Genomic DNA, 13,371 nt, shown 5'->3' with positions numbered 1-13,371 from the left:
TGCACAGGCATATGATAACCTCGGACTCGCAGATTATGAGGCAATGGAGGCGTTTGTCAGGTATAAATTTTAGTTGGGCTGCCGATTTGCTTCGAAATTTTATTCTGATCGTACCGATAGTGGATCTGTCATTCAGAATAAAAGTCTGTATTTTTTTAATTCCGTAAACTAATTTAAGGCTTCGTACCAGGTTTTACATTCTGAAGAAGGAATAGCGCAATTTTACAGCGAAAAAAATACACATTAATGGGATGCAGCTTTTAAAATGGCTGCAGACCTAAACGGACATTTTAATGTCCAGCAAATAGAACCAAATAATGAAATACCAAAAGTTATCTGCATGCCTGACCGCATGCTTCCTGACCTTGAACGGGTACAGCCAGACGAGCTGGAAAATGCAGCCTGTAACCATTCAAAGCCGTTGGGCGAAAGAGGTTTCGCCAGAAAACGCATTAAAAGAATACCCACGTCCGCAGCTGGTACGGAGCAATTGGACGAACCTGAACGGACTCTGGAATTATGCCATTACGGCGAAGGGAGCTGCCCAACCATCTACCTGGGAAGGGCAGATCCTGGTGCCGTATCCGATTGAATCGGCACTTTCCGGTGTAAAGAAATCCTTGCTTCCATCACAGCAGCTCTGGTACAAGCGCAGCTTTACGAAACCTACAGTGAAAGCAGGAGAAAAAGTAAAGTTGAATTTCGGTGCCGTAGATTATGAAGCAACGGTATTTGTAAACGGAACACAGGTAGGACGTCATGAAGGGGGATACAATGCCTTCTCTCTCGATATTACTCCTGCATTGAAGGATGGGAATAACGAAGTTGTCGTTAAGGTATTTGATCCAAGTGGGGAGGGCGTCGGTCCACATGGCAAGCAGGTGCTGAAACCAGAAAATATCTACTACACACCTACCTCCGGAATCTGGCAAACGGTGTGGATGGAAGTGGTCCCTGCATCACATATTGAAAGCCTCTACATCACACCGGATATTGACAAGGGCACTGTCAGCGTGACCGTAAAATCCATTACCAATGCTCCGGTATCCTTAACTGTAGAGGGCAAAACTGTAAAAGGAAAGGCCAATAGTCCGATTACCCTGGCGCTTAAAAATGCACGGTTATGGAGTCCTGCTGCACCGAATCTCTATGACCTGAACGTAGTCATGGGCAACGATAAAATCTCCTCTTACTTCGGTATGCGTAAAATATCAGTCGCGAAAGACAGCAAAGGAATAGACCGCATCATGCTCAACAATAAGCCTTATTTTAATCTGGGTACCCTGGATCAGGGGTTTTGGCCGGAAGGTCTATACACCGCACCTACGGACGAAGCCCTGGCTTTTGACATCAGGGCCAGTAAAGCGATGGGCTTCAATACCATTCGCAAACACATTAAAGTCGAGCCTGCGAGGTGGTATTACCATGCGGATCAACTGGGTATGTTGGTTTGGCAGGATATGGTAAATCCCAATCAATCTTTACCTGAGGGAGCAAAAGAAGCCTTTGAGCAAGGAGCAAAGGAGACTTTGGCTCAGTTGCACAATTATCCTTCCATTACGACTTGGGTATTGTTCAATGAGGCCTGGGGACAATACGATCAGGAGCGCCTGACCAAATGGATGAAAGCTACCGACCCTTCAAGGATCGTGAATGGTCATTCCGGGGAATTACTGTACGTCAATGAGCAATTGCGTGCAGCAAGAACAAATCCTTATGTAGCTGCCGACATGACTGATGTCCACGCGTATCCCGATCCGATGAATTCCCTGAAACAAGCTGGTAAAGCACAGGTGGTAGGTGAATTTGGGGGTATCGGGGTTTTTATTCCCAACCACCAGTGGAATCCAGGTTCGCAATGGGGATATGTTCAGGAAAAACCGGCTGGACTGAAAGCAAAATATACGATTATGAACCAGCACCTGAAACTATTTGAGGCGGAAGGCATGTCAGGATCCATTTACACCCAGCCATTTGATGTCGAATCGGAACAGAACGGACTGATGACCTATGACCGTGAGGTGATAAAAATCCCTTTTGCAGAACTGCGCAAGATTCACAGCCAGCTCAATCCCGATCTGACTTCGCCTTCCTGGTTATCGAAAATCGGAGATGTTCATGCACAGGATGCAGATCTGACAGAACCCGCACAACTTTACAGCCAGATGCTTCAGCAGTACATCGATGGTAAGCGGACACCCGAATTTTTAAAGCAAATGGCCATGATGGCATCACAAGCCGGCGATAAAACAGGTGCACAACTTGCTGGTAATGCTTATTTGTCCGGTTTGAAAGCACCTTTAAGCGATGAAGATATCCAGTCTGTGGTGCAGTTTGCAAAGAGCAGTACTGATCCCGGATTTAAATTGATGGTTGCAAATGCGGATGCATTTAAAAAGGCACTGGGTGATCGGGCCTATACGGTGAATATGATGAACATGATCTTTAAAGGAGATATGGAGCCTATGCTGGCCGATCCGTCAAAGGTCGACTGGAATTCCATCGCAGTGAAAATTAAACCCTATGGTGCCCCTGCTGATGAGATTCTTTTGCGTGCTAAGACTGTACATTTTTATAATGCACAGGACTGGAGCAATTACGTGACTGCTGCGAGTGAGTATCTGTCCAAGTATGGAAGCAACATCACTGAGCAGGAACGTAATATGTTTAAGGCTGCAGTAGATCAACACAAGAGTGTTGAGGTAACTTCACCTACAGGAGGCAGTACAGAAGTCGCAGCTCCGGTGCAGGATTTTAAAATACTGGACGACAAAATCAAAGCAGAACTGGTCGATCCGGTTGTCAACAAAGCGAAGGAAAGCGATAGCACACCGGACTGGGCTGCAATTACCAAAAGCATTACCGCAAAATACGATGCCACTGCTGCAGACCGCAATGTGACCCGTGCTAAACTGTTCTTTTATTACAGTAAAGACTGGAAACAGTTTGCGAGCGCAATTGTAAACTTTACAGAAAAGTATGAAGATAGGACTAACCTGCAAACACTGCACACCAATGCCAATTTTGTATTGGAACACAGTACAGACCAGTCGGAACTCAGAAAGGCTTTAGCCTGGGCAAAAACATTGGTCGAAAAGGAACCTCAAAATGACGATTATAAAAAGACCTTAACTGGACTTTCGGAAAAGGTAAAATAAAAGATAATAGGTTTTAGTACAATTGCACATGCCGGCCTCTTTAGAGGCCGGCTGTGTTTTTTTAGGCCCGCCGATCCATCATCCGATGGAAAACCGGCAAAGTGGGTATACCTTGCCGGGGAAATAAAATGACAGACTACAGCTGCTGTATGTCCAACTTCAGACGTGTATCAAATTTGGTTTCTGCAATCACAAAATAACTTTGCAAATGTGCCAGGTTAGGCAGCTTGGCCAGTTTAGTGGTAAGAAAGCGACTATAGGCAGGCATGTCCATGATGACAATCTTCAGGTAAAAATCATATTGCCCGGACATATGATAACATTCACGGACCTCATCCCAACTGCTTACAGTATTGTTGAAGTCATCCAGACAATTGGCAGAATGATCCCAAAGCTGTACGTGTATAAAAACAGTCATGCCCAGGTTGAACTTTTCACGGTTTAATTCGGTCGTATAACCTTTAATATATCCCTCCTTACTCAACCGGCGGATGCGTTCGCTAACGGTAGTTAAGGACATATGCATCTTAGACGCCAGTTGCTTATTGCTTATTCTGGAGTCCTCCTGCAAATGAATGAGCATACGTAAATCCGTATGGTCTAATCTAGAAGTATTCATAGCCTAAAAATCAATTTATATAAAAAATCGCTTTCAGGTAAATCAGTGGAACAAATATATTCAAAACCGTCAGAATTTGCAAAGCAAATTTAATTTTGTCGTGTTTTTTTTTGGGACGGAAATTTTGATGAGCGTTCGGGCATATCGCAGTAAATATGTTTTTAATAAAATACTCATTTATTGCTCTTCATTCGTTTTAATCAAAGCATTTTACTTGATCATAACGCTATGCCTGTAATATTTAGTGGAAAATTTGCACAATTGGTTAGACTGGCCAGGATTGACATTCTTCTAAAAACCAAAATTGAAACAAATTATATTCTGAGTTAGGCGATTTACAATCCTAAGGACTAGAATATAATTCTGACAATTACTGCTAATCTTAACTTTTTTACGCATTCCTCTCAAAATATACCTTTCAGCAACATTTTTATCGAAATTTGCAGCAATTAATATTTGTTATACGCCCTTGTCGGATGGCAGGCAAAGTAAACGTTTCCGTCACCATTTCCCTTAATTCCCAAAATTTTGTATAGTGGTAAAGCATACAGAATTATTGGTGGCGGAACTTTACTTTCTGAGGATCAAGCAGGCAGCTCAAAAAAGAAGCTCGTTCCTGCTCCAGGTTCGCTCTCTGCCCATATTTTTCCGTGATGACGTCTAATAATCTCTGCGCTTAGGTAGAGCCCTATGCCAAAACCAGAAATGTGTTGGGTCTGACTGCTTTCAACACGGTAATACCTATCAAAGAGCTTGTCGAGATCGCTTGATTTGATACCAATTCCTTCGTCCCTCACGCTTACCCTAACGATATTATCGTTTTGAGCGCAACTGATAAAAATGGGTTTGTTCTTAGCACCGTATTTGATCGCATTGCTCAGCAGGTTGGTCATTACCGTTCCAATCTTATCCCGGTCGGCGTTTATGTCAACCACTTGAAGATCTGATTCAAACTTTTGCTCAACTGCTGTAATGCCAATATCAGCTATCATTTCCCGGATCAGTTCGTCCAGGCGGAAACTACTCTTTCGGAGGATGATCTTACCCGATTCCAATTGAGATACATTCAGGAAACCATTGATCAGACCACTCATTTTTCGGAGTTGTACCCCAGCTTTTTGGTAGATAGGCGCATTGATCGTATCGTCATTACGCCCTGCCGTGCGCAGGCCAAGCTGGTTGTATCCGATAAGGGAGGTAAGCGGAGTTTTAAGCTCGTGGCTCACCATACCGATGAAATCATTTTTCCTCATCTCATCTTCCTTACTTTCACTGATATCCAGTATGGTACCGATGACTGAACTGGCTTCCCCCAATTCATCGAGTTCCACCATTCCTCTTGTGTTCAGCCATTTTCTCGGGCCGCCAGTCAATGGGAGGATCTGGTAATCTTCATTGAAACGACCCTTATACTGCACTGCAGTATCTATGGCCCTCCTCATGCGATCGAGATGTTCCGGTACAATCAGTCGCTCCAGTGCATCGAGGTAGGAGAGTTCCATATCCTGAGCGATTCCATGGATATAACGGGCTCTTTCATTGATGAGCAGATCGCCAGTGGCCAGATTCGTCTGCCAGATGCCCATATTGGCTGCTTCAATTGCCAGCTGCAAAGTGTTGTTCATTTTTTCCAACTGCTGCTCTGCCTGACCCCTTGTTTTGCTGATGTGGATTTGCGCACGAACCTTTGTCAGCAATTCTGCTGCAGAGAAGGGCTTCACAAGGTAATCGTCTGCACCTGCTTCCAAGCCGTCTATACGTGCCTCTTCACCCGCTCTTGCAGAAAGGAAGATCACAGGCAGGCGCAATGTTTTTTCATCCATACGGATATGCTCCAGCATGACCTTCCCGTCCATGATCGGCATCATGATATCGCTGAGTACCAGGTCCGGTACTTGGGCAGCGATATGTCCAAGTGCTGCTCTACCATTCGTCGCCGTATGGACAGTAAAATAGGGTTCCAGCAGACGCTTCAGGTAATTGCGCATGTCATGGTTATCGTCTACAATCAGGATGTGTGTAGCTTTATCTGTACTGTGGTCCTGCTGGTTATTAAGGTCGGTGGCGGTTCGGCTTACTGCATCTGAAGAATTCATTTCCTCATCCTGCAGCAGGCTGTAGGCTTCCTTGATGAACGCGCCTTTGATGGCACTGCTGTCGATGTCTCTTTTGTCTTCTATGATCTGTTTTTCAGGCAGGTGTGCTTTCCCTGCAGGAATGCAGACCGTAAATGTACTTCCCTGACCTTCTATACTAGCTACGCTTATGGTACCGCCGTGCAAGTGTACAAGTTCATGCACGAGTGAAAGTCCTATCCCCGTTCCTTCATGAGTTCGTCCGGCAGTATTCTCTACCCTGTGGAAGCGTTCAAACATATGCGGAAGTTCGTGATCGGGGATACCCACTCCGGTATCGGTCACGCGCAGCACAGCCTGGTGGCCATCTGACTCCAGGCTAACAGTGATACTTCCTTCCAGAGTATATTTAAAAGCGTTTGAGAGTAGATTGAGGACGATCTTTTCCCACATTTGCCGATCAGCATAAATTGTATCGTTCAGTTCCGGGCAATGGACATGAAGTTTCATCCCTGCTTTTTCGATAATTGAACGGAAACTACTTGCCAAATCAATGGTCATTTCCGGTAGGTCCACGGGCTGATAGACAGCTTGTACACGGCCTGCCTCTACACGACTGTAGTCCAGCAGGTTGTTGACCAGCTTGAGCAGACGCAGGGCATTCCTGTGCGTAGCTTCTGCGTTCAGTCTGGCCTGAGTATCCAATTCCCTTTGCTGGAGCAGTTCTTCCAATGGTCCGAGCATGAGCGTCAAGGGGGTACGAAACTCGTGGCTGACATTACTAAAGAATGCAGTTTTGGAACGATCTATTGCAGCAAGTGCTTCCGCACGTTTCTGTTCCTGCTCATAAGCATAGACATTGGAAATCGCAGTATTATATGTAGCAGCCAGCTGGTCGTAAAAATTCAGGTAAGCGGAATCCAACGCCCGTCTTGCACTTACACCAGCGATGATGAATCCAAATAAGCCGGCCTGACCGCTGATCCTTACCGGTAGCAGCATCGCTGTATGCGGTGCTTCCTCGTATGGCGCACAGTCAAAATCACCAAAGATCTGCCCCAAATCATTCACCTGGAGCATTTCATCCTGACTGATTAATTCCTGAAAAGGCCAGTTGCTATTTGCTGTTGATGCCTGAAACGGTGCTAGTGCTTCCCCGGATTGTATACCAGCTGAACTGATGAGTTCAACCTCTTCCCCACGCAGTTCATAGAAAAGCATAAAAGGAATATCCAGTTGATATGCCTCGTATTGGGAGAGGGTGAGTGCGCCGATTTCCTGTACACTTTTTGCCTTTCCGATGGCAGCTCCGAGGTCGCGGAGTACTTGTGTACGTCTGCCGCTCAGCATTTTTTCAGTCGTTTCCGTGATTGGATGGAAGATGCCTCCTACGCCTCCGGATTCGTCCCTGATCGGCGCAAAGGAGAAAGTCATAAATGCCTCTTCCAGGTAACCATACCGTTGAAGGAACATCCTTTGGTCCTGAATATAGGTACCCTCACCTTGTTGGCCCCTGGTAAATTTATCTCCAACTACTTCCAGGGCTGATTCCCAGCATATTCTGAAGTTCATTCCCATCGACTGTGGGTGCATGGCACCGCATATTGGCCGATAGCTGTCATTATAAATCTGGATGGTTTCCGGCCCCCAGGCGATCAATATTGGAAAAGTAGAGGAAAGGCAGAGACTCACAGAAGTCCGGAGACTTTGTGGCCAGGATTCGATAGGTCCAAGGGCTGTCTTCGACCAGTCCATTGTTCTGATCAGCTTGCCCATTTCTCCTCCGCCTGATAAAAATTGCTCATCGCTCTCCGCTGCTGATACTGGTATGCTCATAGATTAAAATATTCTTGAATGTAAAGATAAATCAATAGATCTTTTATCAAAATCTTCATTGCATTTAGTTCGCTTACCCAACATATGCAGCTCACAGCCGTATCCCTAAGGGTTTTCCTTCGGTTAAAGCCGAAGGAAAACCTGATTTGATATTGTTCTGTCTATTACTGGTTATTGATGCCTGCTAAACCAGAACGTTCACAAAAAAATCAAGCGATAAACCCATGGCCATCAAATATATCGATATCGCGATTGAGCAATGTAAACAAGAAAAAAATGGTTACGAAGAAAAAGCAGAAATGATGAAAAAAGAGATTGCGGCGGTAGGCGATTAGAGATTTATTATCTAAGTTTGTCTTATCGATTCCTAAATTAATAAGGCAAACTTCCTGCATTAAAAATGCCAGGAATAAATAAGAACCAAATGGCTATTGAACGTAAATATACCGATCAGGAACTGGTGATGCTGATGAAGCATGGGGACCATACTGCTTTTGGGGAAATCTACAATAGTTATTGGAGCAAGATGCTGGCCATCGCGTATAATCATACCAGGGATAAATCGGCTGCTCAGGAGATCGTACAGGAACTATTTGTTGGCGTGTGGAACAGGAGGGAGCAGCTGGAGGTAGGAAACCTGCAGCACTATCTGGCTACTGCAGTGAAGTTCTCCGTTTACAAGCAGATAGAAAGGGAACGCCGGAGAAGAGAGATTGAGCAGCGGGTGTTTGGAAGCACGCAGCCTGAAGAAGAACCAGAAAAGATCGAAGCACGGTTTCTGCAAGAATACATTAGCGGGCAAGTGGAGCAGCTGCCTGAAAAGTGCAGAATGGTGTTCAATTACAGCCGCGTGCAGCACCTGAGTATTCCGGAGATCGCTGAAAAAATGGGGATTTCGGAAAAGACTGTAGAAGGGCATCTGACCAAGGGACTTAAAACTTTAAAAGTAAATCTGAAGGATTCCGGAATACTGATTCTGTTGGCGAGCACAAAGGTTGATGACTGGATAAATTAATGGGAATCAATTGCTTAGATCGTCATTGCTGATGCCGCGTTTGTTCTTCCTGATCGCTTCATTCATCTTACCAAATTTGTAGCTGATACTTGCGCCTGTGGTCCGGAAATTCTGTTGACTGTTGTTGACCTGGTTAAAATTCGGTCCGAATCGATCGGTCACATTCATGCGGTATCGGTTGAAGGGATTGTTGCTGAAGGCGGCAAAGCTGAGGATGTCCTTTATGATGTCCTTACTAATGTTAAAAGCGGTACTCACAAAGGCATTGGATTGCTGTTGGACGGTCAGTTCACCGCCGTTTAGGTTGGCACTGGCGCTCAATCTCCAGTCGTTTTTCAAACGCAGCCCGGTTGTCAGGTTTGCCCTGTACATGAAGCCCTGATTTTTAATGGGCATCCCGGCGCTCATGCCAGTGGCCCATCCATGCATCAGGTTGCCATTAAGGCTAATGTTCCAGGCCTGGCTAAGGGGATAATTGAAGTTGATATTGCCGCCTAGAGCTTTTGCGCTGCCGGTATTTTCAAAGCGGGTGCGGGTGATGGTACTTGCCGGGTCATATTCCGATACCTGGAAGATCAGTCCTTCGATCCAGTTGTACACCAGGTTGAGGTTTAATGATCCTTTTTTATTCCAGTCGAAGCCAAAACGCAGTGCATTGCCTTTAGTAGGTCGGAGGTCCGGGTTTCCAGTGGTCTCAAAGATTGGGTTGGTACGGTCTACAAAGGGGTTGAGCTGGTTGATTCCCGGGCGCTGGATGCGCTGGTTCCAGCCGAAGCTGATGGCTGTTGTTTTAAAGCGCTTGCTCAGGGACACAGCAGGTACGATACTGAAATAGTTCTGTGTCAGTTCCGAAGCAGTCGACACAAAGTCTGCATCCACTGCGGTATGTTCCATCCTGATGCCCGCTTTGAGAGACCAATCGTTTTGAAAGTCGTACTGGTACGAGTTGTAAGCAGCCAGGATCGTTTGGCTATTGTTAAAGGTGTTGGTTTTGGAAGGGTCTACATTAAACTCGTCAGAAATGTTCTTAGTCATGTACTTAAAGTCGCTTTCGTTGCTGCGGAAGATGCCTTTGATGCCCGCTTCGATGCTCAGTTTTTTAACTGGGTGGATGTAATCCAGCTGGGCAGTGTGCTCGTTCATGATACTTTCATTGAGTTGTCTGAAATCGGGCAGGCTGTATTCAAAGCGGTTGGAAAAAAGCTGTGTAGAGGCATCGTTATTGATGAAGCCATAGTAGCGGTAGGAGAGCGTGAGCAATTGGCTTTTATTCCTGTGGAAACCCAGCTGATAATTTAAGGCTGCATCAGCACCTTTACCGGAGTTTTCATTATCCGTCGTCAGGTCATAGCGCTGCAACAAAGTATTGTGCTTTTGTAGCAGGGAATGCTGACTGAATGCGCCCTTGCCACTGCTGCCATTTAAATTCAATTGTACAGAAAGGAGGTTTAGCGAATCCAGTTCATAACTCAGCTCTGTGCCCACATAAGCATTCTGGTTATCACTTTCCCGGTCGGCGGACTGAAAAAGGTTTGAAGGATCAGCCTCTGTACCGGTTCTTGATATGGTGATGCCAGTTGTGGGCGTATTGGCATAGCTTGCGCCACCAAAGACAGAAAAGCCCAGTTTGCCCGATCTGCTGCTGAATGAAGCTCCGAGAGCGGGTCCACCGAGGGGATGGCGTTCGCTGAGGTTGATGTTGCCATTATAACCATTCTCCAGCGCTTTATTGGTGATGATATTGATGATTCCAGCCAATCCTTCGGCATCGTATTTGGAAGAAGGGCTTGTGATCACTTCAATCTTCTGGATTGAGGAGGCCGGCATGCTCTTTAGTATATCTTTTGGGTTGCGCTCCATTAAACTGGAAGGTTTGCCATTGATGAAGATTTTATAAGCCGAGTTGCCATTGAGCTGGATGTTATCATCTGCATCAACCGTAATCATTGGCACCTTGCGCATCATTTCCAGAACCGTATTGGATTTACTGTCGGGGTCGGCCTGCAGGTCGTAGCTGAGTTTATCCGCTTCCTGTTTGATCAGGGGGCGTGCGGCCATGATGGTCACATCCTTCAACTGGTTATTTGCCCGGACGAGAAAAATCCGGCCAAGATCGATGGTGTCCTGATCAGCATTCAGGATGATGGCTATTGTTTTGGGATTGTACTCGATAGAAGCGATCCGTAAATTCATAGCGCCCGAGGGAAGCCCGTGTACGACGATACTGCCATCTGCAGTGCTCAGTTGCGTTTTCAAAGACTGCTTCGCAGCATTGCTGACGGTTAGGGTAACAAAAGCTGCCGGAGCATTGGAGAGCGAATCGACAAGCAATGCTTTCAAGCTGTGCTTTCTATCGGCTGTTTGGGCAAAAGAGGAGGAGCCAAGGCTAAGGAAGGCAATAAAAGGAAATATAATCTTCTGGAACATACATCATTGATTTTTAACTAAGACTACATGCCGAATTAATATGTTACACATAGATGTGTTTTTTACACTGTACCATGTATAACATGCTATTGATTCTATTGCATTTGTGCCAAAACACAAAACCCGGACCTTCTCAGATCCGGGCTTTGTCATCCCTAAAAATTAAATTATGCTCCACCTCACTCCATTTCACGCCGACTCACTTATCCTTCCCGCCGCCGTCCTCAACTCGCTTCTGTTTAATAAACGATACAGATTATTAAACAGATGTCCCTGCATTTAGAGATTACTTTTGGATGACTTAACCAGCTTATTCGTTGGCGTTCTGTTGTTTATCGAAATTAACGCGCTGTTTGCAATTGCTGAAATCGTAGAAATATTTTTGCTTCCGCGGTTTGAACATCACATAGATGCCCAGTCCGATCAAAACCAGTGCTGTAGTGTAAGCCGAGATGTCAAAAAAGAGGACTTCTCTTAGGGTGAAAATACTGCCGATCAGGACCATGACGATCCAGCCACCTGGTCTGAAGTTTCTACGGAATCCGATCAGTGCACCTGCAAGCAGGAGCAGGGTATGCCAGCTCAGCAGCCAGAAGGGGATCAATATGCCGAATCCTTTTAAAAGAAACATGGCGCCTATAGCGATCAGAAAAACGCCGCCTAAAATGTGTTTATTTATCCTGTTGTTGTTTTGATTGAAATTTTCCATTGCTTATTTTTTTCTTCAAAACTACGGTAGCAGGCTATATGAGGCAATGCCGAACTGGCGCAAGCGGGTATTTTTCCGGTGAGCCGAAGAAAAGCTTCGGTAAATGGTGGTTTGGTGGGCGACAGTCTTCAGACTGTCGCTATAAAGGGCTTCGATAAATGGTGGTTGGAGTCGCTATAAAGTGATCATTGCCTTGATTACCTTTTGTTCGGGATCCAACCAAAGGTCAAATTGATCGGCGGCCTGATCGAAGGGCACAGTATGGCTGATGTAATTCGAAGGATCGATCCATTTGTTTTGCATGGCCCTGATCACATGATCAAAATCTTCAGTAGTTGCATTCCTGCTGCTCATCAGCGTCGCTTCTCGTTTGTGGAATTCGGGATGACTAAAGCTGATGTCCTCTTTTTGCAGGCCGATCAGTACAAATCTGGAGCCATGAGCCATGTAGGCAAAGGCTCCATTGATCGCTTTTTGATTACCTGTGGCATCAACGACGACCGTTGGCATATTTCCTTCTGTGATTTCCAAAAGCCTTTCTGTTACATTTTCCTGCAATGCATGAATGGTATGTGCAACGCTTAGTTTTTCTTTGCAGAACTCCAGACGGGAAGCATTGATATCCAGTGCGATAACTTTTGCCCCGGCGATACCTGCAAATTCCATGGTGCCCAGGCCAATTGGTCCTGCGCCGATGACCAATACAAATTCACCGCTACTTACTCCTGCGCGCCGGATTCCGTGAGCGCCAATGGCCAGCGGTTCTACCAGGGCCAGCTCATCGAGGCTGAGCCCATCAGCTTTAATCAGGAGTCTGGTGGGGACCTGCAGGTATTGCGCCATGCCTCCGTCGCGGTGTACACCGATGACCTGCATCTCAGCGCAGCAATTCGTCTTACCGCATCTACAGGCCAGGCAATGCCCACAATTGACGTAAGGCATAATTGTTACGCTGTCACCCGGATTGAACTTGTCCGGATCGCTGCTGAGCAGCACCTCTGCGGCGAGTTCATGTCCTAAAACCCTGGGGTAGTTGAAATAGGGCTGCGTACCACCGTAAGCATGCAGATCAGTCCCGCAAATTCCGATCCGCTTGATGCTCAATAAAGTATGGTCGTCTTTAAGTTCGGCCAGTGTTTCCGTAGTATAAGCCATTTCCCCGGGCTTATTGCAAATGAGTATGTTGTTGGTTCGCATTACAACTGAAATATCTGATCCATAACCAGCCATTTTTCGCCGGGTTTAGCCCATGGCAGGGGCTGCTGGTATCCCGACATCATTTTTTCCCAATCCTGTACTTTGGGGTTTGCAGACATCAATTTTGCCTGTTCCTCGAATGTAAAGTCATCCAGGGTTTCCATGATCATGGTGAGGCGGTTACCGCTGCGGTAAATCTGCATGTCCAGAATACCGCATCTGGTGATGTTTTCGCGGATCTCCGGCCATCCATTTCCGGCTTTGTGCCAGTGTTCATAGGCTTCAATCAATTTGGGGTCATCTATAAGGTCCAGCGCGAGGCAGTATCTTTTCAT

At 46.0% G+C, this 13,371-nt stretch carries 8 protein-coding genes; 2 read left to right on the top strand and 6 right to left on the bottom strand.

From position 1 onward, the window contains the following. Window positions 1–317 precede the first annotated feature (317 nt). Window positions 318–3,158: a glycoside hydrolase family 2 protein gene (locus tag WAE59_RS25735; RefSeq protein ID WP_337858890.1), complete on the top strand. Its 2,841-nt coding sequence runs from the start codon at window positions 318–320 to the stop codon at window positions 3,156–3,158. A 136-nt stretch (window positions 3,159–3,294) separates the two neighbouring features. Here WAE59_RS25735 and WAE59_RS25730 read toward each other — a convergent pair whose 3' ends face one another. Together WAE59_RS25730 and WAE59_RS25725 are read right to left on the bottom strand one after the other, a co-directional pair. After that, window positions 3,295–3,777 carry an Lrp/AsnC family transcriptional regulator gene (locus WAE59_RS25730; RefSeq protein ID WP_337858889.1) on the bottom strand — a complete coding sequence of 161 codons (483 nt, stop codon included), beginning with the start codon at window positions 3,775–3,777 and terminating at the stop codon, window positions 3,295–3,297. Between the two features lie 584 nt (window positions 3,778–4,361). Further along, window positions 4,362–7,688 carry an ATP-binding protein gene (locus tag WAE59_RS25725; protein ID WP_337858888.1) on the bottom strand — a complete coding sequence of 1,109 codons (3,327 nt, stop codon included), beginning with the start codon at window positions 7,686–7,688 and terminating at the stop codon, window positions 4,362–4,364. A gap of 400 nt (window positions 7,689–8,088) precedes the next feature. Here WAE59_RS25725 and WAE59_RS25720 point away from each other — a divergent pair, with 400 nt between their 5' ends. Further along, window positions 8,089–8,703 (top strand): RNA polymerase sigma factor, encoded by a 615-nt coding sequence (locus tag WAE59_RS25720; RefSeq protein WP_337858887.1) that lies wholly within the window; start codon window positions 8,089–8,091, stop codon window positions 8,701–8,703. Window positions 8,704–8,709: 6 nt separating this feature from the next. Here WAE59_RS25720 and WAE59_RS25715 read toward each other — a convergent pair whose 3' ends face one another. From WAE59_RS25715 to WAE59_RS25700, 4 genes are all read right to left on the bottom strand, one after another. Further along, window positions 8,710–11,130 carry a TonB-dependent receptor domain-containing protein gene (locus WAE59_RS25715; protein ID WP_337858886.1) on the bottom strand — a complete coding sequence of 807 codons (2,421 nt, stop codon included), beginning with the start codon at window positions 11,128–11,130 and terminating at the stop codon, window positions 8,710–8,712. Between the two features lie 310 nt (window positions 11,131–11,440). Continuing rightward, a complete protein-coding gene (locus WAE59_RS25710) occupies window positions 11,441–11,839 on the bottom strand; it encodes a LiaF transmembrane domain-containing protein (RefSeq protein ID WP_337858885.1) in 399 nt (132 codons plus the stop codon). 174 nt (window positions 11,840–12,013) lie between these two features. Beyond that, entirely contained in the window at window positions 12,014–13,069 is a 1,056-nt protein-coding gene (locus WAE59_RS25705; RefSeq protein WP_337858884.1) for a zinc-binding alcohol dehydrogenase family protein, read from the bottom strand. Further along, complete coding sequence (locus WAE59_RS25700; protein ID WP_337858883.1) at window positions 13,036–13,371, bottom strand: L-rhamnose mutarotase; 336 nt, start codon at window positions 13,369–13,371, stop codon at window positions 13,036–13,038. The genes WAE59_RS25705 and WAE59_RS25700 overlap by 34 nt, the downstream gene beginning before the upstream one ends.

Origin of the sequence: Pedobacter sp. GR22-6, from assembly GCF_037402555.1 — a bacterium.
Lineage (GTDB): Bacteria > Bacteroidota > Bacteroidia > Sphingobacteriales > Sphingobacteriaceae > Pedobacter.
Note: the sequence above shows the minus strand (reverse complement) of the source record. Positions and strands in the feature narration are given on the sequence as shown.